At 67.5% G+C, this 24,449-nt stretch carries 20 protein-coding genes and 2 pseudogenes; 10 read left to right on the forward strand and 12 right to left on the reverse strand.

What is annotated here, in order from left to right; all coding sequences use genetic code 11:
* Positions 1-6: 6 nt before the first annotated feature.
* Positions 7-1,365, reverse strand: coding sequence for a cytochrome c oxidase subunit II (locus ACW4E8_RS00480; protein ID WP_456802721.1), 1,359 nt, complete (start codon positions 1,363-1,365; stop codon positions 7-9).
* Between the two features lie 263 nt (positions 1,366-1,628).
* Positions 1,629-2,132, reverse strand: coding sequence for a hypothetical protein (locus tag ACW4E8_RS00485; RefSeq protein ID WP_456802722.1), 504 nt, complete (start codon positions 2,130-2,132; stop codon positions 1,629-1,631).
* Positions 2,133-2,417: 285 nt separating this feature from the next.
* On the opposite strand from ACW4E8_RS00485, the gene ACW4E8_RS00490 reads away from it, so the two are divergent.
* Together ACW4E8_RS00490 and ACW4E8_RS00495 are read left to right on the forward strand one after the other, a co-directional pair.
* On the forward strand, positions 2,418-2,597 hold the full coding sequence (locus ACW4E8_RS00490; RefSeq protein ID WP_035824179.1) for a hypothetical protein: 180 nt from the start codon (positions 2,418-2,420) through the stop codon (positions 2,595-2,597).
* Between the two features lie 43 nt (positions 2,598-2,640).
* Positions 2,641-2,805, forward strand: a complete 165-nt coding sequence (locus tag ACW4E8_RS00495) for a hypothetical protein (protein ID WP_456802723.1) — start codon at positions 2,641-2,643, stop codon at positions 2,803-2,805.
* A gap of 57 nt (positions 2,806-2,862) precedes the next feature.
* Here ACW4E8_RS00495 and ACW4E8_RS00500 read toward each other — a convergent pair whose 3' ends face one another.
* Positions 2,863-3,879, reverse strand: coding sequence for a LysR family transcriptional regulator (locus tag ACW4E8_RS00500; protein WP_456802724.1), 1,017 nt, complete (start codon positions 3,877-3,879; stop codon positions 2,863-2,865).
* A 131-nt stretch (positions 3,880-4,010) separates the two neighbouring features.
* On the opposite strand from ACW4E8_RS00500, the gene ACW4E8_RS00505 reads away from it, so the two are divergent.
* From ACW4E8_RS00505 to ACW4E8_RS00515, 3 genes are read left to right on the forward strand one after another with little or no spacing between them, the layout of a single operon-like run.
* The gene (locus ACW4E8_RS00505; RefSeq protein ID WP_456802725.1) at positions 4,011-5,321 is read left to right on the forward strand and encodes an MFS transporter; all 1,311 of its coding nucleotides are present in this window, start codon (positions 4,011-4,013) and stop codon (positions 5,319-5,321) included.
* Between the two features lie 27 nt (positions 5,322-5,348).
* The gene (locus tag ACW4E8_RS00510) at positions 5,349-6,380 is read left to right on the forward strand and encodes a histone deacetylase family protein (protein WP_456802726.1); all 1,032 of its coding nucleotides are present in this window, start codon (positions 5,349-5,351) and stop codon (positions 6,378-6,380) included.
* Positions 6,377-7,618, forward strand: coding sequence for a Zn-dependent hydrolase (locus tag ACW4E8_RS00515; protein WP_456802727.1), 1,242 nt, complete (start codon positions 6,377-6,379; stop codon positions 7,616-7,618). Before ACW4E8_RS00510 ends, ACW4E8_RS00515 begins: the two co-directional genes overlap by 4 nt.
* A 39-nt stretch (positions 7,619-7,657) precedes the next feature.
* Here ACW4E8_RS00515 and ACW4E8_RS00520 read toward each other — a convergent pair whose 3' ends face one another.
* Together ACW4E8_RS00520 and ACW4E8_RS00525 are read right to left on the reverse strand one after the other, a co-directional pair.
* Entirely contained in the window at positions 7,658-7,840 is a 183-nt protein-coding gene (locus ACW4E8_RS00520) for a rubredoxin (protein ID WP_010811065.1), read from the reverse strand.
* Positions 7,841-7,990: 150 nt separating this feature from the next.
* Complete coding sequence (locus ACW4E8_RS00525; protein WP_456802728.1) at positions 7,991-12,007, reverse strand: DUF748 domain-containing protein; 4,017 nt, start codon at positions 12,005-12,007, stop codon at positions 7,991-7,993.
* A 271-nt stretch (positions 12,008-12,278) separates the two neighbouring features.
* Between ACW4E8_RS00525 and ACW4E8_RS00530 the strand changes: the two genes are divergently transcribed.
* Positions 12,279-13,589, forward strand: a complete 1,311-nt coding sequence (locus ACW4E8_RS00530) for an MFS transporter (protein ID WP_456802729.1) — start codon at positions 12,279-12,281, stop codon at positions 13,587-13,589.
* A gap of 82 nt (positions 13,590-13,671) precedes the next feature.
* Here the strand turns inward: ACW4E8_RS00530 and ACW4E8_RS00535 are convergent, their stop codons facing one another.
* On the reverse strand, positions 13,672-14,760 hold the full coding sequence (locus ACW4E8_RS00535) for an extracellular catalytic domain type 1 short-chain-length polyhydroxyalkanoate depolymerase (protein WP_456802730.1): 1,089 nt from the start codon (positions 14,758-14,760) through the stop codon (positions 13,672-13,674).
* Positions 14,761-15,000: 240 nt separating this feature from the next.
* On the opposite strand from ACW4E8_RS00535, the gene ACW4E8_RS00540 reads away from it, so the two are divergent.
* Positions 15,001-15,780 carry a Crp/Fnr family transcriptional regulator gene (locus ACW4E8_RS00540; RefSeq protein ID WP_456802731.1) on the forward strand — a complete coding sequence of 260 codons (780 nt, stop codon included), beginning with the start codon at positions 15,001-15,003 and terminating at the stop codon, positions 15,778-15,780.
* Positions 15,781-15,810: 30 nt separating this feature from the next.
* Here ACW4E8_RS00540 and ACW4E8_RS00545 read toward each other — a convergent pair whose 3' ends face one another.
* The 4 genes from ACW4E8_RS00545 to ACW4E8_RS00560 all read right to left on the reverse strand — a co-directional run bounded on the left by ACW4E8_RS00545 (position 15,811) and on the right by ACW4E8_RS00560 (position 18,824).
* Positions 15,811-16,686 carry a DUF2950 domain-containing protein gene (locus ACW4E8_RS00545; protein WP_456802732.1) on the reverse strand — a complete coding sequence of 292 codons (876 nt, stop codon included), beginning with the start codon at positions 16,684-16,686 and terminating at the stop codon, positions 15,811-15,813.
* Between the two features lie 3 nt (positions 16,687-16,689).
* Positions 16,690-18,039, reverse strand: coding sequence for a DUF3300 domain-containing protein (locus tag ACW4E8_RS00550; protein ID WP_456802733.1), 1,350 nt, complete (start codon positions 18,037-18,039; stop codon positions 16,690-16,692).
* Positions 18,040-18,089: 50 nt separating this feature from the next.
* Positions 18,090-18,464: a hypothetical protein gene (locus ACW4E8_RS00555; protein WP_456802734.1), complete on the reverse strand. Its 375-nt coding sequence runs from the start codon at positions 18,462-18,464 to the stop codon at positions 18,090-18,092.
* Between the two features lie 69 nt (positions 18,465-18,533).
* A complete protein-coding gene (locus ACW4E8_RS00560) occupies positions 18,534-18,824 on the reverse strand; it encodes a transposase (RefSeq protein ID WP_035824154.1) in 291 nt (96 codons plus the stop codon).
* 836 nt (positions 18,825-19,660) lie between these two features.
* Here ACW4E8_RS00560 and ACW4E8_RS00565 point away from each other — a divergent pair.
* The gene (locus ACW4E8_RS00565) at positions 19,661-20,620 is read left to right on the forward strand and encodes a LysR substrate-binding domain-containing protein (RefSeq protein WP_456802735.1); all 960 of its coding nucleotides are present in this window, start codon (positions 19,661-19,663) and stop codon (positions 20,618-20,620) included.
* A 400-nt stretch (positions 20,621-21,020) separates the two neighbouring features.
* Positions 21,021-21,686: pseudogene (locus tag ACW4E8_RS00570) on the forward strand (response regulator).
* A 26-nt stretch (positions 21,687-21,712) separates the two neighbouring features.
* Here ACW4E8_RS00570 and ACW4E8_RS00575 read toward each other — a convergent pair.
* Both ACW4E8_RS00575 and ACW4E8_RS00580 read right to left on the reverse strand, forming a co-directional pair.
* Positions 21,713-22,174 carry a MarR family winged helix-turn-helix transcriptional regulator gene (locus tag ACW4E8_RS00575; RefSeq protein ID WP_010811054.1) on the reverse strand — a complete coding sequence of 154 codons (462 nt, stop codon included), beginning with the start codon at positions 22,172-22,174 and terminating at the stop codon, positions 21,713-21,715.
* A 34-nt stretch (positions 22,175-22,208) separates the two neighbouring features.
* Positions 22,209-23,735 carry an MFS transporter gene (locus ACW4E8_RS00580; RefSeq protein WP_456803017.1) on the reverse strand — a complete coding sequence of 509 codons (1,527 nt, stop codon included), beginning with the start codon at positions 23,733-23,735 and terminating at the stop codon, positions 22,209-22,211.
* Between the two features lie 178 nt (positions 23,736-23,913).
* Here ACW4E8_RS00580 and ACW4E8_RS00585 point away from each other — a divergent pair.
* Positions 23,914-24,334: pseudogene (locus ACW4E8_RS00585) on the forward strand (MFS transporter); the annotation flags it as partial.
* Positions 24,335-24,449: the final 115 nt, after the last annotated feature.

Consider the following 24,449-nt stretch of genomic DNA (forward strand, 5'->3'; position numbering starts at 1 on the left):
GTCTCCTCACTTCCTGGCGGGCGCGGGCGCCGCCGAGGGCGGCACGGCCACGGCCGTCGAAGTCGTATAGGTGCCGGACGCGGCCCCGGGCGTGGCAGCGGGCGCGCCAGAGCCAGCGGTTGCCGTGGTGGCGGCGCTGGTTGCGGCAGCCGGGCCGGCGGGCACGTCCGCGGGCGCTACCGGCGCCACCATGCCAGCTTCCGCCGCGCCGCTGCCGGCCGACTTGATATAGGCGGTCAGCGCCGCGACCTCGTCCTCGCTCATCGGCAACTTCGGCATCACCGGCCCGAAGCCTTTGACCAGGCGCGCATGCGGGTCGATGATCTCCTGGTGCAGGAAGGCATCGTCCACCTTGGCGCTGCTGCCGTCGGCAAAGGTCTCGGTCTTGCCGTACAGGCCCTTCCAGGTCGGCCCCACGCCCGGATTGCCGTCGATGCTGTGGCAGCCGACGCAGCCCTTGCTCTGCGCCAGCGCGCGGCCCTTCTCGACAGTGCCGGCGTCGCCCGCGGCGCCGGGTGCGGCAGCGGCCATTGCCGCCGGCGGTGCCGCGGCCTTCGCCAGCGTCATGGCAAAGGTCTGCTGCTTCGCCAGCCATGCCTCGTACGCAGCCGGTTCTTCCACCACCACCGTGCCGCGCATGTTGTAGTGCCCCACGCCGCACAGCTGCGCGCACAGGACGTCGAAGCGGCCCGTCTGCGTCGGCGTGAACCAGAACGATGTCACCATGCCCGGCACCATGTTCATGCGCGCGCGGAACGGCGGCACATAGAAGTCATGCAGCACGTCCTTGGAGCGCAACAACACCTTGACCGGCTTGTTCAGCGGCAGGTGCACCTCCGGGCCGACGATCACGATATTGTCCAGGCCGCGCGGATCGTCGGGGTCCAGCCCGAGCGGATTCGCGCCGGTGACAAAGCGCGGATCGGACGCACCCAGCTGGCCGCTCTTGCCGGGAAAGCGGAAGGCCCAGGACCACTGCTGCCCCACCACTTCCATCACCATCGCGTCGCGCGGCGGGCGCACGTAGTCGGCGTAGACGAACAGGCCCGGCGCCAGCAATGCCACCACGCCCAGCGTGGTGCCGGCGATCAGCCACAGTTCGAGCTTGCTGTTCTCCGGGTGGTAGGACGCGCGGTGGCCGGTGCCGCCATTGGGATGCGGCGCCTCATGCCGGTAGCGCCAGACGATGTAGCCGACAAACAGGTTGATGCCGATGAAGAAAATGCCGGTGATGACGAGGGTAATGGTCAGCGTGTCGTCCATCTGCTTCCAGTTGGACGCCAGCGGGGTCGCCCACCACGGGCTCAGGAAATGGAAGAGCACCGAAGCGACGACCATGACTACGAGTGCGATGGCCAACGCCATATCCACCCTCCTCCTCGCGCGCGGCGAGGGATGCTCAAGTCACGCAGGTAGACATAAGACTAGTGCATGCCGTCAGGTCACTGCAAGGCGACATGCCAATGCATTGGTGTCGCACTGCACAAGCGCGCAGCGCGAGAAAAAGCGGCGGCGGGAACCCTTGATTCCGGCCGCCGCAGGCCTTGCGCGCGTACCCGCCCAGGGGCTGGCGCGCGCAACGCAACCGTCATGTGCGGGCGCTCGCCGCGCCCTGCCCCGATGCGATGTCAGTGCGATACGTCCTTGCTCTCCAGCTTCCAGTAGCATGCCGCCGCGGCCATCCCGAAAATCAGGTGCCCGATAAACGTATGCCATCCGCGCACCTCGACAAACCAGTGGAAGGCCCGCGTCATCACATAGAAATTGAAGAAGTACACCACCAGGCCAAACACGGCGCCCGCCAGCATTGCCATGCCCAGGCTCGAATCCAGCGTAAATGGCGCGATGATGGCCGCCAGGATCATGCCCAGCACGGCGCCCAGCACGAAATGGATCATCAGAGCCGCGGCCACCGTGCCGACGGTGAACGTTGCGCTCTGCAGCACGTCCTGGCCCATCAGGATCCCGGCGATCATGCGCGTGGCGATCCACGGGTTCACGCCCGACACCATCGACGACCAGAACAGCTCCAGCACCAGCAGCAACGCCCCGGCCGCCAGCCCCGAAACCGCTGCCGCGGTCCAGTCCGGCTGCCGCCGCACGTAGTGGTGCGATTGCATGTGAAGTTCCATAGCCACCTCCGTCTCTCTCGGTCTGCGGGGCATTGGACTTGAATGGGAACGGGGCCCCGCGTCTCTGATCAGCATAGGACACGTGTTTCCCGCTTCGGGGTTCGCATGGCGAAAAACGTGGGGCATGCGTACGCAGCGCAACGCCTGAACGGCCCTATGTGCGCGCATCGATACCTGGGTGGCATCCGCATCGCCCGGGTTCGGGACAATCCCGATGCAAGCAGCCGTGCATCGGCCACACACTGCCTATACTGGAATCACAAAAGAGAGAGACAGGAGACCGCCATGCACTTCAACGCGCATGATCTTGTATTCCTGATTCCGATGGCGCTGGTAGGCGTGATCGCCATGGGTTCGATCCCGGTGACCGCCAAATACCTGCGCATCAGTTGCCGGACCATGGGCGCCCTGATCGGCGCACTGGTTGCGGTGTTGGTGCTAGAGGCATTACCGCTGCTGATCTGACCCCCAGAGGTCGGACAGACGGTTTTTGGGGAGGAGGGCCGTTATGTCGATCGGCCTGCTCGCTGCTGTCATGGCGGCGCTGCTGTTCATTACCGTCTTGCGGGCCATCTGGCGCTGCAGCCATCCGTACCGGATGCGCTACCGGCGCTGCGCTGCACAACGGCAACGCGCGGGGCTGTGCCGGCATACGCTGCGACGGCCCGGCTAGCAGCAACAATGCCCCCTCTTGCACCATTGCCCGGCACGCGAACCGGGCAATAGCCCGTCACGCCGTCGGCGCGCGCAACGCCGCCAGCGGCGCGTTCACTGACTCCCCCAGCCGCTCCATCAGCGAATAGCGCGCCACGTAGTGCCGGAAGTGCTCGAGGAACGCCGCCTCGGCCGGCGTCTGGCGCCGCTCCGGATTCCACAGCAGGTACATGTCGATATCGGCCACGCCCTCTTCGGGCGGCAGGCGCCACAGCCGTTGCTGGGCGACATCGTCGGCCACGATGTGTTCCGGCAGGCAGCCAATGCCATAGCCCGCGAACACCAGCCGCCGGATTTCATCGAGGCTGGGCGAGGTCGCGACGATGCGGCCCGAAAAACCGTGCTGGTCACGGAATACGGCCAATGGCGCCAGCACGTCGCCAAGCTGGTCGCTGCTGAACGACACGAAGTTCTCGGTCAGCAGGTCGGCAATGGCCAGCCCGGTGCTTCCGAACAACCGGTGATGGCGCCCGCAGAAGATGGCGTAGCGCTGGCGCAGGAAGAGCATGTGCTCAAGCCTGTCGCCCGACTGCCGGCCCGACTGCCGGTACAGGCTCAGGCCCACGCCGGCAGCCTTCTGCGCAAGGGCGTCTGCGATCTCGGTGCTGCGCATCACGTCCACCTGCAGCGTGACGCGCGGATGCTGCCGATGGAAGGCGGCCAGGCATTCGTCATAGACGCCGGAATGGATCCGGCTCACGGTCAGCAGCCGCAGCAGGCCGCTGACTTCATCGTGCTGCTCCGCCAGTTCCGCCCCCAGCCGCGCCACGCTGCCATAGACGTCGGTGGCGATGCGCAGCACCTCTTCGCCGGCCCGGGTCAGGCGGAAATTGCTGCCGCGCCGCTCGATCAGCGTGTGTCCCAGATGCTCTTCGAGCCGGCGCAAGGCCAGGCTCACCGCCGGCTGGGTGATATGCAGCCGCACCGCAGCGCGGCTCAGGCTGCGCTCGTGGACGATGGTCAGGAAGGTGCGCAGCAGGTTCCAGTCGAGCCGGTCGGTCAGCAGGGCCCGGTCCAGGGCAGAACGCTCCATCACGCCACCATATAAATTCAAGTTATATTAAAAATAAATATTAGAAATTTGACTGATGTTTGTCAACGGGCGATAACTCCTCCCACAGCTGCCCCTGATGCAGCGGCACAAACATAGTGAGGAGCCAGTCCATGCAAGTGTCCCCTTCCGGCACGCGCCAGCCCGTGCGCGCCGCTACGGCCGCCTTTGTCGGCACCATGATCGAGTGGTACGACTTCTACATCTACGCCACCGCCGCCGCGCTGGTGTTCGGCCCGCTGTTCTTTCCCGGCGGCGATCCCTTCCTGAGCACGCTGGCGTCATTCGGCACCTTCGCGGTCGGCTTCTTTGCCCGTCCGCTCGGCGGCATCGTGTTCGGCCACTGGGGCGACCGCATCGGCCGCAAGAAGGCGCTGATGATCACGCTCATGATGATGGGCGTGGCCACCATCGGCATCGGCCTGCTGCCGACCTACGCCACCGCGGGCGCCATCGCGCCGGTGCTGCTGGTGCTGCTGCGCGTGGTGCAGGGCATCGCCGTGGGCGGCGAATGGGGCGGCGCGGTGCTGATGGCGGGCGAGCACGCCCCCAGGGGCCGCCGCACTTTCTTCGCCTCGTTCGCGCAGCTCGGCAGCCCGGCCGGCCTGATCCTGTCGCTGCTGGCTTTCCGCGCGGTGACGTCAATGGAGCACGACGTGTTCATGGACTGGGGCTGGCGCCTGCCATTCCTGGCCAGCGCGGCGCTGCTGCTGGTGGGCGTGGCAATCCGGCTGGGCGTGAATGAATCGCCCGAGTTCGCGCAGGTGCAGGCGCAGCGCAAGACCGCCAAGCTGCCGATTGCCGAGGTCTGGCGCACGGCCCGCGTGCCGGTGCTGCTGTGCATCGGCGCCAATACCATCGGCATTGCGGGGGTGTACTTCACCAACACCTTCATGATTGCCTACACCACGCAATATCTGTCGCTGTCCAGGACGCTGATTCTCGACTGCCTGTTCGCCGTCGCCATCATCCAGTTCCTGGTGCAGCCGCTGGCCGCCTGGCTGGCAGAGAAGCTTGGCGGCGCGCGCTTCCTCAAGCTGGCCGCGCTGCTGGCCATGGCTTCACCCTATCCGATGTTCCTGCTGGTGCAGACGCGCCAGGCGCCGGCCATCGTGCTCGGCATCGCGCTGGCGGTGGTGTGCATGGCGAGCTTCTATTCGGTGATCGCGGGCTTTGTCAGCGGCGTCTTCGAAACGCGCGTGCGCTACTCGGCGATCTCTTTGTCCTACCAGGTCTGCGGCGCGGTGGCGGGCGGGCTGACACCGCTGGTGGGGACCATCCTCGCGCAGCGCTTCCAGGGCCAATGGTGGCCGCTGGCGGTGTTCTACACCTTGCTGGCCGGCGTGTCGCTGCTGTGCATCGCCGGCATCGATGCACGCCAGCGCCAGCAACAACAACCCGCCGGGCAAGCCGCGCAGGCCTGACGGCTTTCCACAGACATTGCAAACTCCATGCTGACGTTCTTCCATCCCGAGCAATTGCTGCACCATCCGCAGAGCTACTACTCGCGCGGCAAGATGCGCTCGCCGCAGGAACTGCCCGCGCGGGCGCAGCGGCTGGTGCAGGCGGCAGAGGCGCTTGGCTTCGCGCTCCACGCCCCCGCTGACCTCGGCCTCGCGCCGCTCGCCGCCGTGCACGACCAGCCTTACCTGCAGTTCCTGCAGGACGCCCATGCCAGCTGGCGCGAGCTGCCGGAGGACTGGGGCGACGAGGTCATGTCCAATATCTTCGTGCGCGAGCCCAACGCCCTGCGCGGCGTGCTGGCGCAGGCCGCGCGCTATCTTGCCGACGGCAGCTGCCCGGTGGGCCTGAACACCTGGCGCTCGGCCTACTGGTCGGCGCAGAGCGCGGTGGCCGGCGCCCGGGCGCTGCTGGACGGCGAACGCCGCGCCTACGCCTTGTGCCGGCCGCCGGGCCATCATGCCCGGCGCGACGCGGCGGGCGGCTTCTGCTACCTGAACAATGCGGCGATCGCCGCACAGGCCCTGCGCGCGCGCTTTGGCCGCGTGGCCATCCTCGATACCGACATGCACCACGGCCAGGGCATCCAGGAGATCTTCTACGACCGGGCCGATGTGCTCTACGTGTCGATCCACGGCGACCCGACCAATTTCTATCCGGTGGTCGCGGGCTTCGACGATGAGCACGGCCGCGGCGCAGGCGCCGGCCACAACCTCAACCTGCCGATGCCGCACCGTTCGCCCGAGTCCGTCTTCTTCGACAAGCTGGACACGGCGCGCGGCGCCATCGAACGCTTCCAGGCAGACGCGCTGGTGCTGTCGCTTGGCTTCGACATCTACCGCGAGGATCCGCAGTCGCTGGTGGACGTGTCCACCGAAGGCTTCGGCCGCCTCGGCCGCGCCGTTGCCGCGCTGGGCCTGCCCACGCTGATCGTGCAGGAGGGCGGCTACCACCTCGATTCGCTCGCCGCCAATGCGAGGGCCTTCTTCGGCGGCATCCAACACTCAGGGACGGGCTTATGAACGCAATCACGATCAATGGCGAACGCCTGTGGCAAGCGCTGATGGCACTGGCGCAGATCGGCGCCACGCCCAGGGGCGGCAATGCGCGCCTGGCACTGACCGCGCTGGACGGGCAGGCGCGCGACCTCGTCACCGGCTGGATGCGCGAGGCCGGCATGACGGTGCGCATCGACCGCGTGGGCAATATCTTCGGGCGCCGGGCGGGCCGCAACGACGCGCTTGCCCCGGTCACGACCGGCAGCCATATCGACACCCAGCCCACCGGCGGCAAGTTCGACGGATGCTATGGCGTCATGGCCGGGCTGGAAGTCATGCGCACGCTCAACCAGCACGGCGTGACCACCGAGGCGCCGCTGGAACTGGCGATCTGGACCAATGAGGAAGGCGCGCGCTTCGTGCCGGTGATGATGGGATCGGGCGTGTTTGCCGGCGTTTTCCCCGAAGCCACCGCGTTGACGGCGACGGACAACGCCGGCAAGTCCGTTGCCGGCGAACTCGCGGCGATCGGCTATGCGGGCAACGCGCCGGTCGGCCACAAGGTTGGCGCGTACTTCGAGGCGCATATCGAGCAAGGCCCGATCCTCGAGGCCGAGGACAAGGTTATCGGCGTGGTGACGGGGTCGCTTGGCCTGCGCTGGTATGACGTCACGGTGACGGGCATGGAGGCGCATGCCGGCCCCACCCCCATGGCGCTGCGCCGGGACGCCCTGCATGGCGCGTCGTTCCTGTTCCAGGAAGTGACGAAGATCGCGAACGACTTTGCCCCCCATGGCCGGGGGACGGTCGGGGTGGTCGATGTCCACCCGTCTTCACGCAACGTCATCCCGGGGCGGGTGCAATTCAGCGTCGACCTTCGCCATCTCGATGGCGGCCAGCTTGACCAGATGGAAGCAAGGCTGCGCGCAGCGTGCGCGGCGCTGGCCAGCGGCAGCACGACAGGTGCCGCGCTGGCGGTGGAAGTCGAAGCGATCCAGCGGTTCGAGCCGACGCCCTTCGCGCCCGAGCTTGTGGCGCATGTCCGGCAGGCGGCCGCGGCGCGTGGCTACACGCATTGCGACATCGTCACCGGCGCGGGCCACGACGCGGTCTACCTGGCCAGGGTGGCGCCGACGGCAATGATCTTCGTGCCGTGCAAGGACGGCATCAGCCATAACGAGATCGAGGACGCCAGGCCCGAGCACCTAGAGGCGGGCGCCAATGTGCTGCTTGCTGCCATGCTGGCGCAAGCCCAGGGCTGAGCCTGCAAGGCTCAGCCGGACAGGGAAGTGCCTGCGGCGTTACAGCTCGATCATGGCGAATTCGGCCTTGCCGACGTCGCATTCCGGGCAGCGCCAGTCCTCGGGGATGTCTTCCCAGCGCGTGCCGGGGGCGATGCCGTCTTCCGGCCAGCCCTGTTCTTCGTCGTAGACCCAGCCGCAGATCACGCACACCCAGGTCTTGTAGGCGACGGCGGCTTCCATTTGATCCTGCTGCAAAACACACTCCTGAATCGGCTATGGAACGGATTGTCCGGGCCGAATCATACCGGTTTTCCGGGTAGGGCCTGTGGCGGGGGGGAAACCGATGAAANCCCTGCTTTCCCCCCCCCCCCCCCCCCCCCGCCACCCGGGCTACCCACGGATGGAAAAGTCCACGCGGTTGGGCGCGCCCTTGTCCTTGATACCCTCGGCGCTGAGCTTGGGCGCGGTCAGGAACAGCCGGCTCTCCGGCACCTTGCCCTCGCGTTCGAGCGACTGCTTGACCACCAGTGCGCGTTGCTCGGCCAGGCGCTTCAGGTCGGCCTCGGTGACCGTGGCGTTGGCCATCAGCATCTTTTCCATTTCCTCGGGCGGCAGGGATTTGGTGAAGCCGACGAAATTGCGCGGCTTCTTCATGGAAGTGCGCTTGTAGACCTGCTCCAGGTACTTCGGGTATTCCTGTTTCGAAACCTTGATCTCGGAGCCCTGCTCGCCGGCTTCGTCGTTGCCGGCCTCGCCGCCTGCCTGTGCGCTGTCGCGCTGGTCGCGCCGCTTCTGCTCGGCCACGCGCGCATCCAGCCACGCGCGGCGCGCGCCGGCCTCGTCGGTGGCCGGGTCGATGCGGCCGCTGATTTCCAGCCGCAGCGACGGCCTGTCATTGAGCGCCTGGCCCAGCTTGGCGATCTTGTCCTTGGCCGCCGGCGTCAGCGTCGCGGTGCCGGGCGCGAACTCGACATAGCCCAGCTCCTCGCCCCCGCCGCCGCCAAAGGCCGAGGCGATCAGCGAGAACGGCGACGTGATCGCCTTGGTCAGCAGGTTGACGATCACGCGCACGATCACGCCGCCGATGCTGAACTCCGGATCCGACAACGAGCCCGACACCGGCAGGTTCACGTCGATCACACCGTTGCGGTCCTTCAGCAGCGACACCGCCAGCAGCACCGGCAGCTTGGTCGCATCCGGGCTGTCGACGCGCTCGCCGAAGGTGAGCTGGTCCAGGAACAGGTGGTTGCTCGCATCGAGCTTCCCGTTCTCGATCTTGTAGGCCACGTCCACTGTCAGCTTGCCCTTGGTGATCGGGTAGCCGGCGTACTTGGCCGCATACGGCGTGAGCCGCGTCAGTTCCACGCCCGAGGCCTTGGCGGCAATGTCCAGGAACAGCTGCTCACCCAGCGGATTGAGCTTGCCGCTGATATTGACCGGCGCATCGTCGTCGATGCGGCCATCCAGCACCAGGTCGGCCGGCGTGGGGTCGCCCGACGACACCTTGGACACCTTGCCCTGCATGCCGGTCAGGTTGGCCGTGTAGTTGGGCTTGACGAAGAAGTCCGAGAAATTGATGTTGCCCTTCTCGAGCGACACCCCGCCGATGCGCACCTGCGGCTTGGGCCCGCCCGGCTTCTGCTCGACCTGGGCCGTGCGCGTAGCGCCGGTCTGCACCGGCGGCGTTGCCGGCGCCGATGCCGGGCTGGCCTGCGTCAGGCTGGTGGACGGCGCTGCCTCGCCCTTCGCGGCGCCGCCGGCCATCACGTCCTGCAGGTTCAGGCGGCCGTTGGCGTTCAGGATCACGCGGGCATAGAAGTCAGACAGCGCGATATTGCCCAGGCTCACGCGCATCGGCCCCTTGCTCTCGTCCATGGCAAAGTCGATGCCCGACACCGCCAGCGAGCGCCAGCGCAGGAAGTCGTCGCCGCTGACGCGGTCCACCGTGCGCACGTTGCCGGTTTGCACGTTGCCGCTGAACTGCGCGGCGATGGGCTTGCCGGTTGGCGCATCGACATTGAGCTTGCCCTTTACCGTCAGCGTGCCGGTGCGCAGGGCGGCGTTGAAGCGGTCAGCCAGGTAGGGCTGCAGCGGGCGCACCTCCACCTCGCGCAGGTCCAGCTGCAGCCGGCTGGCAGGGACGGCTGGCAACACCGTGCCATCGACGCCGATCACGCCGCGACGACCGGATTCGGCATGCAGCTTGAGCGGCACCGCCGCCGGCGTCAGCGGCCAGGCGACGGCACCGGTACTCAGCGCGATATTGCGGAACTCGTGGATCACCGGGCGGCCGCGGTTGGCCCCGGCCGGCTGGTAGTCAGCCAGGCGGGCGCTGCCGCCTTCCACCGTGACCTTGCCGATGTCTGCCTTCCAGCCGCCACCCGCTGGCTTGCCGTTGGCGGCGGTTGCAGCGGCCGCTCCATTCCGGCGCGGCGTGGCGCGCGCCTGCTGTGCCGACTCGGCGGCCCACAGCCGCGCCATCTCGATCAGCTCGCCGTGATGGTCGCGCGTGGCAGCGATCTGCGGCTTGGCCAGGGTGACCTGGCTGGTAGCGAAGGTCTGTTTGGCCAGGTCGAACTGGATATCGTCCAGCACCAGCTTTTCAGCCTGCAGCAGCGGCAGGTTGGCGCCCTCGCGGTCGGCGGCGCGCTCACGCGCGCGGCGTGCGGTGCGCGGGGCGGCATTGTCGTTGCCGGCGGGTGTTGCGCTGGCATCGGCATCGCGTGCGGCGGCCGAAACCGGCATCGTCACCGGATCGCGCGTGGCCACATAGAGCGGCGCCAGTTCCAGCCGCGATTTTTCCAGCACGAACTGGAACTGCGGCGTGCCCCACGACATGCGGTAGTTCAGTTCGGCATTGACCGCGGTCGAGCCGAACTGGCTGCGCAGCTCGCGCGGCCACCATGCGGCAAACCCCTGCGGCCGCAGGCCGGTGGTTTCCAGCGTGCCGGCCAGCGTGCCGTCGCGCAGCAGCAGGTCGCCGGTATGGGTCAGGGTCTGGCCGTCGGCCACGGCCAGCGTGGCCTCGATCCTGGCCGGCTTGTCGCCGTCGGTGCCGGCAAAGCCCTTGACCTCGGCATCGAGCGTGCCGAGTGCAAGCTTGCCCGGGCCCGACGGTGCCAGCGCATCTTCAAACCCCAGCCGGGCCTGCTTGACGACGATGCGGTCGACCGCGTAGCGCCACGGCACGTCTTTTGGCGCCGCCTTGGCCGGCGCCGCCTGCACACCCGAGGCGGCGGCCGCTGCGGGCGCCGAGGCCGGCGCCGGTGCGGCAGCAGGGGCAGCCGCCGGCGCGGGCGCCACGCCATCCGTGGATTTGCTGACCGCCTGCGGCAGGAACGCCGTGGCCAGGTTCAGCGAGCCATCCGCGCGCCGCGCGGCTTCCACGCCGAGCCCCTCGATCTCCACGCTGCGCAGCTGCGCGCGGTGGGCCAGCGGCTCGAGCTTGCCGATATCCACCGCCAGGCGGCCGCTCTTGACCAGCGGCTTGCCGGCGCGCGTGACGACCTCGGCATCGCGCAACGCAGCCGTGCCCATCACCAGCATCTCCTGCGTGTCCTTCTGCTGGCGGAAGGCCACGGTCAGGCGCGTATCGAGCTTGCCCGATTTGACCTCGGCATCGCGCAGCGGCGGCGCGAACGCCATCAGCCGCGCGACCTCCAGGCCGTCAAGGTTGACGTTGATCCGGGTCTGGCGCGAATCGGCAAACGGCAGCACCTCGCCGTCCAGCGCCAGCGGCGTGCCGTTGACCTGAGCGCTCAGCGTGGGCCGCGTCACGATCTCGACGTCATGCGGCAGGTTCGACAGGAACGGCAGGGTCAGCGTCAGGTGGTCGATGCGCAGGCTGGAACCGAGCAGCTTGTCGTCATAGCTGAAGCTGCTGCCGGTGACCGCGATGTTGTTGACCGAAAAGCGCGCCGGCTTGGCATCGGCCGGCTTGGGCGGCATGGCCGCGAACTTGTCCTGGACATCGGCCAGGCTCAGGCGGCCGTCGGCGCCGCGCACCACGTGCACGGCCAGCCGGTCGACATGCAGGTTGTCCACCACCGGCGCCAGGTGCCAGACCGAGGCCAGCGAGGTATTGGCCTCGGCCTCGCCCAGCGTCAGCGCGGGGGTCTTGCCGTCGCGCTCATAGATAGTGAGGTCCGTCAGCGTGGCCGCCAGCTCGAACGGGCGCACGTGGGCCTTGCCCAGCGTGACCTTGCGCCCCAGCGCCTCGGTCGCGTTCTTTTCAATCAGGTATTTGAGCAGCGGCGGGCCGCCAAAATACCCCGCCAGCCCAAACACCGCGAGCGCCGCGACCACGCCGCCGGCGACTCGCGTCGCCAGCCGACCGCGTGGCGTGGCAGCCACTGCCTGGATGGATTGCTTGAAAGCCATGTCGTTCCAGAAGATCTGACCCCGCATTCCGGCGCTGCACGATGGTTTGTGCCCCGGATTTCACATTTTCCGACATTATGGCAACGCTTTCGGACAAAGCAAAGAAATCAGAATTGACCCCTCAACGCCGCATGGGCCGATCTGGTATCTTTACGTCCTTTGCGAAGCGTTTCGTCGCAAGCCTGCGGCTTACCCGCCACATCGTGCCTGCCTCCCCTGCGCTGTACCCTCCGGCCACACCCATCACGTATTCCGTGCTGCGCGCTTCGCATGCGATCCCTTCCATGCGAGTCCATTCATGTCTACCACCAGCAGTACCGCCGCAGATGTCGGCGCGCCGCGAGCCAGCGCGCGCCCGCTGACCGGCCAGGATTACAAGACCCTTGCCCTTGCCGCGCTTGGCGGCGCCCTTGAGTTCTACGACTTCATCATCTTCGTATTTTTCGCGACGGTCATCGGGCAGCTGTTCTTCCCGCCGTCGGTGCCGGACTGGCTGCGCCAGTTGCAGACCTTCGGCATTTTCGCGGCCGGCTACCTGGCCCGGCCGCTGGGCGGGATCATCATGGCGCACTTCGGCGACCTGCTCGGCCGCAAGAAGATGTTCACGCTGTCGATCCTGCTGATGTCGGTGCCCACGCTGCTGATGGGCCTGATGCCCACCTACCAGTCGATCGGCCTGGCCGCGCCGGTGCTGCTGCTGGTGCTGCGCATCCTGCAAGGCGCGGCCGTGGGCGGCGAAGTGCCTGGCGCCTGGGTGTTCGTATCCGAGCACGTGCCGGCGCGCCATGTCGGCTATGCCTGCGGCACGCTGACCGCGGGGCTGACTGCCGGCATCCTGCTGGGTTCGCTGGTCGCCACCGGCATCAACAGCGTCTTCACCCCGGCCGAGCTGGCCGACTACGGCTGGCGCGTGCCGTTCCTGATCGGCGGCGTATTCGGCATCGCCTCGATGTACCTGCGGCGCTGGCTGCATGAGACGCCGGTCTTCGCCGAACTGCAGAAGCGCAAGGCGCTGGCCGCTGAAATGCCGCTGAAGTCGGTGGTGCGCAACCACCGCGGCAGTGTCGCGGTATCGATGCTGCTGACCTGGATGCTGTCGGCCGGCATCGTGGTGGTGATCCTGATGACGCCCACCTTCCTGCAGAAGCTGTACGGCTTTGACGCGCGCACGGCGCTGGTCGCCAACAGCGTTGCCACGCTGTGCCTGACGGTCGGCTGCGTCGTCTCCGGCGCGCTGGCCGACCGCATCGGCGCGCGCCGCACGCTGTTCTTCGGCGGCCTGCTGCTGGCCATCTGCGCCTACATGTTCTACACCACGATCTTCACCCGCCCCGACCTGCTGCTGCCGCTCTATGCGCTGGCCGGCTTCCTGGTCGGCACCATCGGCGCGGTGCCGTTCGTGCTGGTCAATGCGTTCCCGGCGCAGGTGCGCTTCTCGGGCCTGTCATTCTCGTACAACGTGTCGTATGCGATCTTCGGCGGGCTGACGCCGATGGTCGTCACGCTGATGCTGAAGCAGGATCCGCTGGCGCCGGCGCACTATGTGGTCGCGCTGTGCGTGCTGGGCATGGTGACCGCGCTGTTCGTCAAGGACCGCTCGCGCGGGTGACGCTGCTGCTGCAAAGAAAAAGGGAGGGCAGGCGCCCTCCCTTTTTTCATGCGCGCTTCATGCGCATTTGTGCTGCCGGACTTCAGCGCCGGTGCTGGCTGAAGAACTGCCACATCATCGTGCTGGCATCCGGGCCGATATCGCTGTGGTAGCCATAGCTGGCGTCGCCGCCGCTCCAGGCGTGGCCCAGGCCCTCCACTTCCACCAGCGTCACCAGGTCGCGGCGCCAGCGGCCGAAGCGGTATTCATGGGACCGGCCCGGCGGTTCGTCCTCCGGGCTGGACTGCGCGGGCGTACCGGCGAGCCGGTCTTCCAGGCCGTTGTAAGCCAGGAACTGCCGCGCCAGCAGACGGCCATTGACCGGATGCACGGCATCGTCGGCCAGGCCGTGGATCACCAGCGCGGGCATCTCGGGACCGCCCGGCGTCACGCCGGCGGCATCCAGCAGCCATGACAGATCGGCCGCCGAGCCCTGCTGCATCGCCCGCAGGCCGGCGCGCGGGTTGTCGGCCGCGCCGATGACCACGCCGGAATGCAGGGCCGCGGCCGCCACCTTGCCCGGGTAGCGCAACGCCACCACCGCCGCCATGGCCGCGCCGGCGGACATGCCGGCCAGGTAGATCTCGCGCTCGCGCACGTCGTGGCGCGCAGCCAGCGTATCGATCAGCGCGGCCACCGCCTGCGCCTCGCGTCCGCCCTCGGCAGCGCCCAGGTCGAACCACTGCCAGCAGCGCTGCACCTGGCGCCGCAAGGGCTGTTGCGGGTAGGCCACGATAAATCCCTCGCGCTCGGCCAGTGCATTCATGCGGGTGCCGGCCGACAGGTCATCCGGCGTCTGGCGGCAGCCATGCAGCACCACCACCACCGGCAACGGGCCGCGATGGGCCTTGGACGGTATGTAGAGGTGATACGCGAGTTGCGGCACCAGTTCGCCCGGCAGCGGCGCCAGGCGCAGCCTGTGCGCCTGCCAGGTACCAGGCAGGGAACCCGGCGCGGGTGCCGGCCGGGCGGGCCGGACTTTGCCCGGCGGGCCGGCAGGCCGAGCCGGTGTGAGCGGATTCAGCGAATCCATGCGGTCCAGCCAGGACTTCACCTGGGCTTCCGTGCGTGCGTGCGCTCGGCTCAGTCGCCGGATCTGCGCATGCCAGTCAGCGGCAAGGCTTTTGGTCATGAGGACTCCTGGTCGTGTGACGGAATCTCCCCCTACACCTTTATTGTTGCGTTGCAGCATATCACAATCAGCATGACGCCCGCCGGCGTGCCCCCGCCGTTATGGCACAAACGCAACGAGTCTCGCCCCCGCGATGCGAAATTTTTAAATTAGCAATACGAAAGAATGCAGATCGCAGCGAGATGGCTTGCGTTGCCGGCGTTTTATACTTGGCCATCGCCACCGGAGGACAATGACACCATGCCGGACAGCGGCGCCCCAGCCTGCCTGCTCTGCCTCTTTCGCCACGTTTGCCACAACGCCGGTGCGCAAGCCCCCCTGTCGCACGCGCCGATGGCGCTGCTGCCGGAGCGGGTAGAGCTGCGCACGGGCGAGCCTGTATTCCGCCAGGGCCGCCCTGCGCTGACGGTCTACCCCCTGCGCCATGGCAGCGCCAAGCAGGTCTATGAATCGCCGCTGGGCTGGCGGCAGGTAACGGGTTTTTCGCTGCCCGGCGATGTGCTGGGGCTTGAGCCGCACGAAGGCCCGGTCCACGGGACTGGTGCCATCGCGTTGCAGGATGCGGTGGTTTGTGCGGTATCGGTCGAATCCCTGCGCACGCTCATGCAGGCCGCCCCATTCCGTGAAACGGTGCTGGAAGCGATGCGCCGCAATGCCGAGCGCGAACGCGTGCTGCTGGTGGCGGTGGGATCGATGAAGGCGCCGCAGCGCCTGGCCATGCTGCTGCTCGACCTGGCCGGCGAGCAGGCGCGCCGCGACGGCAACCGCGACGGCGCGCTGACGCTGGCCATGTCGCGCACGGACATCGCCAGCCTGCTCGGGCTGACCCTGGAAACGGTGTCGAGGATGCTGTCGCGATTTGCCTCGGTCGGGCTGATCTCGGTGCGCCAGCGGCACCTGCGCATCATCGACCGCGACGGGCTGGCCTCGGTCTATGCCGACCTGGATCCGGCCCCGCGCCAGGCGGCGGCCAGATCAGAAGCCTACGGCGGGGAGTTCGGCGAACCCCGGCTGGCCTAGGCGGCTGGCCGGGGCGCAGGGGCTGAGGGCTCAGCGGTCCGCGACGCGCTGCCAGCCGGCCGGCGAGAAACTGCGGATGGTCTTGGCGCGCGATGCCGTGCCGGGCCCGAGGTCGCGCTCATAGAACACACGGTCGCTGCCGAGCATGAAGGTGTGCACGCCGGTATCGCCATAGCGGGCCGGCCAGGCAATCAGGCCGTACTTGGCGCCGCTGCCCTTGGCCGGCGGCAGGATCCGGTAGTGGTAGCCGTAGAAAGCGTCTGCGGCGGGCGTTTCCGGGCCCATCGCCAGCGCATCGGGGCCGATCGGGCTGGCGTCCTGCTCGATGGCCGCGGGCCAGTACAGGCCGTTGGTCTTGCCCGGCGCGCTGATCAACTGGGTTGCGGGGCGCCCCTGCCCCACCTGCTCCGCGTAGCGCTGCTGGGCATCGGCCAGCTGCAGCAGCGTTTCCATCGTCACCAGTTCATTGCGGCCGAGTCGGCGGCGGCGCACTTCCTGCTGGCCGGCACGCAGGTCGAACTGCCAGCCGTCCTTCTGCTTCGCCAGCGGCACGGGGAATGTCCATCCGCTCTGCCCGACCGCGATCAGCGCGCGGCGCTCGCCATCGGGCTGCACGGCATGGTGGCGCGCCCAGGCGCCAAGGAATTCGTAGACGTCGTCCCGGTCGATGGAGCCCTCCGGCACCAGCGACTGGTATTGCTTGCCCAGCACGCGCTGCAGGGCGTCGCCGTCGCTGCGCGCGATGGCATCGCCCAGCGCCTCGGCGGCCGCGTCAGGGCTCGGGAAGACCTGCTGGGCCATCGCCGGCAGGCCCAGGGACAGGGCCGCGGCCGCCACCAGCGTGCGCAGCGCGCGCGCTCCCGCAGCCGCAGCCGCAGAGAAGGGATTACCGGTCATGTGCATCATGATTTACCTCCGCCCATGGCCGAAATGTTCGCCGCCGCTGGGCCGGCCTCCACCGCCGCCGCCCAGTCCACCACCCTGGCGCGCGCCGCCGTCCTGGTGGAGCCCGGCCGGGTGCGCATGCGGCGCTTCCCGCTGCGGCGTCGCCGCGCGCTGGGTCTGCTGGCGTACGCGGTCGCCGTTGCCGGCATCGCGCAACGCGCTGTCCCGGTTGGCACTGTGGGCACGGTCGCGGGCCTGGGCCTGGTCTGCGCGCTGGCGGTCGGCACCGGCCGGCCGCGGATTCTGCACGCCACCGCCGGCGGCACCCGGCCGCGAGCGCTCTGCCGCCCCGCCCGCATGGCCCGGGATGGATTGTCCGGTACGGCCCTCGAACGACTGCGCGGCGCGCTCACGCGCCTGGTCGCGCTGGGAAGGCTGGCGCTGCACCCCGCCGCCAGCGGCCCCCACGCGCTGGCCGGGTTGCGCACCCTGCTGGCGGCTGGCAAGGCCAGACTGGCGCTGCTGGTCATAGCGACCGCGCACCGCCGCATTGTTGTAGGGCACGTTGCCGCGGTTGGCGGGGTTGTGCTGCCAGTTCACGTTGGCACGATTGACGTCCAGGCGCTGGTTGACATTGATGTTGTTGTAGCGGTTCACATTGATGTTGACATCGTGGCCATGCCAGTCGAACCCGCCCCACATCGCATCGACCGCCGCCACGCCAAGCCCGAAGCCGATGCCCGCTACCAATGCCGTGGCAAACACGGAGCCGGGCGGCGGCGGGTAGTAGGCCGGCGGATACGCGGGGTACGCCCAGGTGCCGTAGACCGTGGTCGGGTTGTAGGCCGGCACGTACACCACCTGCGGGTTGGCCGGCTCGATCTGCACGATCGTGGTGCCGCCGGTGGTCTGCGTCACGACCTTCTGCTGCTCGGTCGTCTTCAGCGTGCCAGCTTTCTGCGCCTGCACCCGCAGCCGCTGCACCGAATCCATCACGTCGTTGGGCTGGGCCAGGAACGCGTCCCCGACCGACTGCACCCACTGTGGCTGGCGGCCCATCATGTCGAGCACGGACGGAAACGCGGCCAGCGACTGCACGCTGGGGTCCCAGGCCTGGCTGGCGACCGCCTTGGTCGCGGCATCGCCAGACAGGCTGGGATTGGCCTTGGACCATTGCGCCGCAGCCGCGACGTCAGCCGGATAGGTGGCCGCCATCAGCACCTGCGACAGCAGCGCATCGGGATACAGCGCAATCGGCGCGGTCAGCTGGTCAAGCTGGGCATTGCTCAGCTTGGACTGCGCCATCGCTGGCCCGAGCGGCGCCATCAGCATCAGTGCCAGGCACCATGCGAAGAGGTGTTTGAAACTGTGCACGTCGGCTCTCCACAAATTCGCAGGTGACGGCCTGCTGCCCGGGGGGCGCCTCAGCGGCGCTGTTGCGCGCATTCCTGGCGATACGCCTCTTCCAGGCGCTTGCGATCTGCCTGGCGTTCCAGTGTCGGATAGGTGCGCCCGTCGGCAGTGGCTACCGACGACTTGCCGGTGGACCACTGCGGCCCGCCGGGCAGCGCGTTGATCTGGTCCAGCAATGACTGGCAGTGCTGCCGCTGTGACGCGGACAACGTGCCATCAGGTCCTTCCACCACGGCCGTGGCTTCGTCCAGCATCCGAGGCGGCGGCGGGGCCACCATCGGGGTGCCGGCGGCCGCGGCCGCCGATGCAGCACTGGCCGCCCACGCCGGGACAACCACCATGGCGGCGCATGCCAGCACGCCCGCCTTGATCAGAAACTTCGTCAAACCAATACTCCAGAACCCTCCGCGGTATGTGGAACCGACACCGCGGCGCATTGCAAGAACCGTCCGCCGCTAGCGATCCTTGCCAGTGCCATTGCGGCGGCCGGTACGGTTGCGCATCAGCTCAAGCTTGAGCAGCGCGTCCGCAAGCATACTCTTCAGCCGGGCATTCTCTTCCTGCAGCTCGCGCAACTTGCGGCCGTCACGCGCATCACCCTGGTTGGGCTGGCCGTAACGGGCACGCCATCCGTAGAACGAAGCATCGCTGAAACCATAGCGCGCACACAGCTCACGCACTGGCACGCCACTGGCCGCCTCGGCCAGGTAGCTGCGAATCTGCTCTTCCGAATACCGTCTGTTCACGAATCTCTCCGCATCACAACGGCGGGCCACAAGCGACGCCAGCCGCGCCGCCAACCGTGCCGACTCTGGCGCTACGTTAGCCCAGGGCCGCGGCAAAAGGCAATTTAGTGTCTTCGCTGCGCGAGTTAAGAAAATTATCTCTGCGCAAGCTGGCGCCGGCGCCGGCGCGCATTGCCAAATTTCGTTAAGCCAATTTGGAATCTAGTTAGACCATTGGCGCTGCGCATCGCGGAAACGGAGATGCCAGCCCCCCATAACACATGGGCATGACGACCTTCCGCACGGGGTGGTCGTCCATGAATCGCCCCGCAACCGCGATTTCAAGCCATGTATTGATGTACAGACAAAGACGTACTAAAGAAAATTAGAAGACTGCCATCAATTCAAGTTTCTATGACTTTCGCTGAGCATGTATTAAGATTCCTCGGCACAACTAAATTTCGCACGCCTTCGCGCGGCGCCCTGGCGGCGCCGGCAGAAGAGCGGCCAGGCAGCCCGCACCACCCTGACGTTGTACGGTGCGCATTCCACGCTGCCAACATGTACCGGGCCTGAAGGATCGAGTCGCCACTGCGCCATTTGTCGACGCAAGTCGGACATTTAGGAGTCGTGCCATGCGTTTTCGCAGCATCCTGCCCGGGCCTTTGCCCGCCTGGTTCTCATCCGGACATGCCCGCATCGCGCGCCGTGCATGCCGTTTGCGCCTGTCACTGTCAGGGACCGGATCATTGCCCTGACACCTGGCCGCTCTTGCGCCCCGTGTCCGACGCAGCGCTGTACGCGTCGGACCAACAAGAAAAAAACGAAAGCAAAGTCGTGGATCGGGAGAAGTCGGAATGCGTCACGTCAGCACGAAGTTGTTGCATGTCTTTGTCCTCGTCATGGAATACCGGGACCTCAGCGCCGTTGCGGCCTGCACGCAGGGACGCGTGCCCACGGTGGCCTACAGCCTCGCGCGCTTGCGCGAAATCACCGGCGATCCGCTGTTCGTCAAGCGCAACGGGATGCTCGAACCCACTCCGCACGCCCTGCGCCTGGAGCAGACGGCGCGGCAGATCCTGGCCAAATGGAACCAGCTGGTGCGCCCCGGCGAGCCTGGCCTGAGCAAGCGCCGTGACGACGGCAGGCGCGTTTCGATCGGCTTTTCATCGTCGATCGGCGACCCGGTCATCACCGAGATCCTGACGGCACTGTGCGAGCAGTTTCCGCAAGACAGCTTTGTCACGCGTCCGGTGATTGCCGGCGCCGCCCTTGCCGGCCATCTCGGCAGCGGCGAACTGGACTGCGCCTTCGTCGTCGACAGCGGCCACAATCCCGAACGCGTGCGCCAGCACAACATCATGGCCACGCCGCGCCGGCTGGTCAGCGCCACGCGCGGCGGCAGCCATGACGAAGGCGAAAGCGACTGGATCCTGCTGCAGGAAGACTGCGAGGCCGGCAGCCCGCTGCGGACCTTCCTGAGCCGCCAGGCCAGCACTCCGGGGCATCGCGAGACCGTGGTCCCGTCATGGCATACCCAGATCACGCTGCTGCATTCAGCCGGGGGCATCTGCCCGGTGCTGGACTTCAACGTGCCGCTGGTCACGCGTGAGCGCAAGACGCGCCTGCTGGCACCGCCAAGCAGCTTCCCGGAATGGGCCGCACTGCATTTCTGGGCACCGGAGCGCAACGGCGACAAGGGCGTGCTGCGCGACATCATGGATGTCGGCAGCGCCGTGCTGCGCGACCCGCTCAAGGCCATCGACGGCCGCCGCAACGGGCGCCCCGCAGCCCACGCGCAGCCCGCGCTGGCCTGACGCAACTCCCGCAGCACAGGCGCCCGCAAGGCGCTGGCAGCCGCATGGCGCCAGCGCCTTTTTCTTTGGCTGCGCAGCAGCGGCGGCGTTTTTATTACAGTCTTGAGACATTTTTCCGAGCGCTGACCTTGCGCTACACTCGCGCGACTTTGGCCGGCGCAGGCCGCCGCGCCACGGCGGCGCTTTGCGAATCCTCCTAGTTTCGCCAGACCGCGCTGCCGATATCCTGCAATGGCATTGCTGCGGTCCGGCCGTCTCCCGTTTGGCCCGGTCCCGGGGCAATGCACGCAGTTGTCTGGCGTCGTATTGTTTGGCGTCGTTTTTGCGCCGCACGTCTCGCTGACGTGCGGCGTTTTCTTGATGCCGGCGCTGCCACGAACAAGAATCGAGGAGCAACCAGATGACATTGAGGATCCTGCTTGCCGACGACCACCCCCTGGTCAGCGCGGCCGTCGCGGACCGCTTGCATACCTAGACCGGGTGGGAGGTATGCGGCAGCGTGACCAGCGCGACGGCCTTGCTGAACAGCGTGGAAAGCCTGCGTCCCGATGTCGTGATCACCGACTACCACATGCCCGCGCAGGGCGAGGGCAACAGCGACGGCCTGCGCCTGCTTGCCAGCCTGCGGCGGCGGCATCCGTCGCTGGCCGTGATCGTGCTGACCATGATCACCAATCCGCTGGTGCTGCGCTCCATCCTCGACACCCAGGTGCACGGCCTGCTGCTCAAGGACTCGCCGCTGTCAGAACTGGTGACCGTGGTTTGCCGTATCCAGCGGGGCTTCCACTACATCGGCAAATCCGCGCTGGAAGTGCTGTCGCAGGCCGATCCGGGCAACCCGGTCGCACCTGGCCAGGCCAGCGCGGAGCGCCTGTCCCGGCGTGAAATGGAAGTATTGCGGCTGTACCTGACAGGACGGTCCGTGAGCGAGATCGCCATCCTGATCTGCCGCAGCGTCAAGACCATCAGCCGGCAGAAGAACTGCGCCATGCAGAAGCTCGGCGTCACCAACGACCGGGAACTGTTCGAATTTGCGGCGCTTAACGGCATGCTGCTGACTGCCTGAGCGCCAGCGGCACGGGCGCAGCCGTATCAGGCGGCGTCGGCTGCCTGTGCCGCGTGGGCCTGCGCGTATGCGATGCCGGCCTCCAGCCGCGCCAGGCCGCGCGACAGCTCGCGCATGGTCGACGGCGACACCTCGGCAAGCACATCTTCCAGAAAGGCTGAGCGCAGCGGCATGGCGTGCGCCACCACCTGCTGGCCGGTCCGTGACAGCGTGACATGCGTCACGCGGTTGTCACGTTCCGAGGTGCTGCGCTCCACCCAGCCAAGTTCCTGCATGGCCTTGAGCTGGCGCGTCAGCGCGCCGGGGTCCATGCCGACCAGGTCAGCCAGCGCCTTCTGGCCGATCGCGCCCTCCTGGTGATGCAGCGCATGCAGGATGCGCCAGCGGGGCAGCGGCAGCCCCAGGCGCTGCTCGAACGCGGCCGCGTAGGCGCGGTAGGTGCGGCCGAACTGCTGCAGTACGGCCACGCTTTGTCGCTCCAGTTCCATCCGTTTTCCTCAGGTTACATTGCAGGCCGGCGCGTCAGTCGGCGGCCATGGCGGGCGCCGGCGCCCGGGTCAGCTTGATCGACGGTACCCGGCGGGCGCACCACACGCCCAGCGCGGCGGCCACCGCAGCCACCACCAGGCCGAGGTGGATGGCACTGACCAGCGACACGCGCGCCTGTTGCAGCAGCAGGGCGCCATTGTGCCCGGCTTGCTCCAGCTGGCCGAGCAACGCGACTTGCGACGCCTTGTCGATCAGCACCTGCGGGTCCGCCATGCGCGCCGTCCACTGTCCGGCATTGGCGGCGGACAGCGCGTGTTCCACACCACCGGTATAGCTGCGCGTGACCAGCGTGCCCACGATCGCGGTGCCCACCATACCGCCTACCATGCGCAGCGATTGCAGCATGGCCGTGGCAATGCCAAGGTGTTCGCGCCCTGCCGTCTGCTGCGCAAACACCGTCAGGTTCGGCATGATGAAGCCGAGGCCGAACCCGCCGATCAGCATGATCGTCAGCAAGACGCCGTGCGGCATGCTGCGCGTGGCCTGCGACAGGCCCAGGCAGGACACCGCCAGCATGCCGAAGCCGGCATAGAGCATGGTATTCGGGCGGCGGATGCGCGTGACGATGCGGCCATTGAGAATGCTGCCAGCAGTGATGCAGACCACCAGCGGCGTGATCAGGATGCCCGCCTCCTTCGGCGAATAGCCAAAGCCGCCCTGGAACAGCAGCGGCGCATAGAGCAGCAGCGCGAACATGGTGAAGCCCGTGAACACCGCCAGCTGGAACAACGGCGCCAGCCCTGGGTTGCGGAACATCTCTACCGGCAGGATCGGGTTGGCACAACGCTGCTCCCACTGCCACAGCGCCACCAATGCCACCGACGCCAGCACCAGCAAGCCGCCGGTATAGGCATCGAACCCGCGCGCCGGCAGCAGTTCAACGCTCAGCTGCACGCACCCCAGCCCGGCTGCGATCAGCAAGGCACCGAGCCAGTCCACTCGGATCGGCCCGCTGTGCGCCTGCTGGCGCAGGTGCGGCAGGTAGCGCCACGCAAACCACAGCCCCAGCACGCCAACCGGGAGGTTGACATAGAACACCGCGCGCCAGCCGTACCACTCCGTCAGCAGCCCGCCCAGCGACGGCCCCACCGCATTGGCAATGCCGAATGCCGCGCTCAGCATCACCTGCCAGCGCAGCCGCACATGCGCATCCGGAAACAGGTCGGCAATGCAGGCAAAGGCGGTGCCGACCAGCATGCCGCCGCCAATCCCCTGCAGGGCGCGCGCCAGCACCAGGAACGGCATGCTCGGCGCCATGCCGCACAGCGCCGAGGCCACCGAGAAGACCACGATCGATGCCAGCACGAACGGCTTGCGCCCGTAATAGTCCCCCAGCCGTCCGAACACCGGCACGGTAATCACCGACGTCAGCAGGTAGGCCGTGGCAACCCAGGCGTAGTACTCGAAGCCTTGCAGCTCGGCCACCACGGTCGGCAGCGCCGTGCCGACCACGGTCTGGTCCAGCGCCACCAGCATCACGACAAAGGCCACGCCCAGCATGGCCAGCAGGGACTCGCGAAACGGCAGCACCTGGCCGTTGGCGTCGGACTTTTCTGGCTGTGGGGTCACTTTTATTGCTCGATCAATCGTTGCGTTATCAAGCATTATAGGGGCAGATCGGCCAGCCGCGTCACGGCCCTGTGATCGCGAGAAATAAAGTCGGTCGGATGGAAATTTCGGCCCCATCGCCGGCCCGGCGCTGGGCGGCTGGCTAACCGACAGCTACGCGTGGTCGTGGATCTTCTACATCAACGTGCCGGTCGGCCTGTTCGCCGCCGCCGTTACCTGGGCGATCTACCGCGACCGCGAAACGCCGACTCGCAAGCTGTCGATCGACGTGGTGGGCCTGGCCTCGCTGGTCACCTGGGTTGCGTCGCTGCAGATCATGCTCGACAAGGGCAAGGGACCTGGACTGGTTCAGCTCGCCCGTCATCATCGGGCTGGGCATCGTCGCGCTGCTCAGCTTCATCTTCTTCGTGATCTGGGAGCTGACCGAGCCGAACCCGATCATCGACCTGCGCCTGTTCAAGGGCCGCAACTTCCTGGCCGGCACCGTGGCCATCTCGGTCGCCTTTGCGGTGTTCTTCGTGCCGCTGATCTGGTTTACGAAGCCCGCCAGGGGCGGCTCCGCGGCCGCCGCTGCGGCTGCGCACTGAGCGATAAGACGACGCACGCCCCGCAGACAGGACAGGATGCCTGACTAAATGGTCGGAG

The sequence above is a fragment of the Cupriavidus sp. CP313 genome (assembly GCF_054072015.1).

What these genes read in the sequence shown, in the direction of transcription:
- ACW4E8_RS00480 (WP_456802721.1), bottom strand. Translation starts at nt 1,365, where the DNA reads ATGGCGTTGGCCATCGCACTCGTAGTCATGGTCGTCGCTTCGGTGCTC.
- ACW4E8_RS00535 (WP_456802730.1), bottom strand. Translation starts at nt 14,760, where the DNA reads ATGACCAAAAGCCTTGCCGCTGACTGGCATGCGCAGATCCGGCGACTG.
- ACW4E8_RS00505 (WP_456802725.1), top strand. Translation starts at nt 4,011, where the DNA reads ATGCAAGTGTCCCCTTCCGGCACGCGCCAGCCCGTGCGCGCCGCTACG.
- ACW4E8_RS00540 (WP_456802731.1), top strand. Translation starts at nt 15,001, where the DNA reads ATGCCGGACAGCGGCGCCCCAGCCTGCCTGCTCTGCCTCTTTCGCCAC.
- ACW4E8_RS00485 (WP_456802722.1), bottom strand. Translation starts at nt 2,132, where the DNA reads ATGGAACTTCACATGCAATCGCACCACTACGTGCGGCGGCAGCCGGAC.
- ACW4E8_RS00530 (WP_456802729.1), top strand. Translation starts at nt 12,279, where the DNA reads ATGTCTACCACCAGCAGTACCGCCGCAGATGTCGGCGCGCCGCGAGCC.
- ACW4E8_RS00580 (WP_456803017.1), bottom strand. Translation starts at nt 23,735, where the DNA reads ATGCTGGGCGTGGCCTTTGTCGTGATGCTGGTGGCGCTGGACCAGACC.
- ACW4E8_RS00520 (WP_010811065.1), bottom strand. Translation starts at nt 7,840, where the DNA reads ATGGAAGCCGCCGTCGCCTACAAGACCTGGGTGTGCGTGATCTGCGGC.
- ACW4E8_RS00515 (WP_456802727.1), top strand. Translation starts at nt 6,377, where the DNA reads ATGAACGCAATCACGATCAATGGCGAACGCCTGTGGCAAGCGCTGATG.
- ACW4E8_RS00490 (WP_035824179.1), top strand. Translation starts at nt 2,418, where the DNA reads ATGCACTTCAACGCGCATGATCTTGTATTCCTGATTCCGATGGCGCTG.
- ACW4E8_RS00495 (WP_456802723.1), top strand. Translation starts at nt 2,641, where the DNA reads ATGTCGATCGGCCTGCTCGCTGCTGTCATGGCGGCGCTGCTGTTCATT.
- ACW4E8_RS00575 (WP_010811054.1), bottom strand. Translation starts at nt 22,174, where the DNA reads ATGGAACTGGAGCGACAAAGCGTGGCCGTACTGCAGCAGTTCGGCCGC.
- ACW4E8_RS00510 (WP_456802726.1), top strand. Translation starts at nt 5,349, where the DNA reads ATGCTGACGTTCTTCCATCCCGAGCAATTGCTGCACCATCCGCAGAGC.
- ACW4E8_RS00500 (WP_456802724.1), bottom strand. Translation starts at nt 3,879, where the DNA reads ATGGAGCGTTCTGCCCTGGACCGGGCCCTGCTGACCGACCGGCTCGAC.
- ACW4E8_RS00525 (WP_456802728.1), bottom strand. Translation starts at nt 12,007, where the DNA reads ATGCGGGGTCAGATCTTCTGGAACGACATGGCTTTCAAGCAATCCATC.
- ACW4E8_RS00545 (WP_456802732.1), bottom strand. Translation starts at nt 16,686, where the DNA reads ATGATGCACATGACCGGTAATCCCTTCTCTGCGGCTGCGGCTGCGGGA.
- ACW4E8_RS00565 (WP_456802735.1), top strand. Translation starts at nt 19,661, where the DNA reads ATGCGTCACGTCAGCACGAAGTTGTTGCATGTCTTTGTCCTCGTCATG.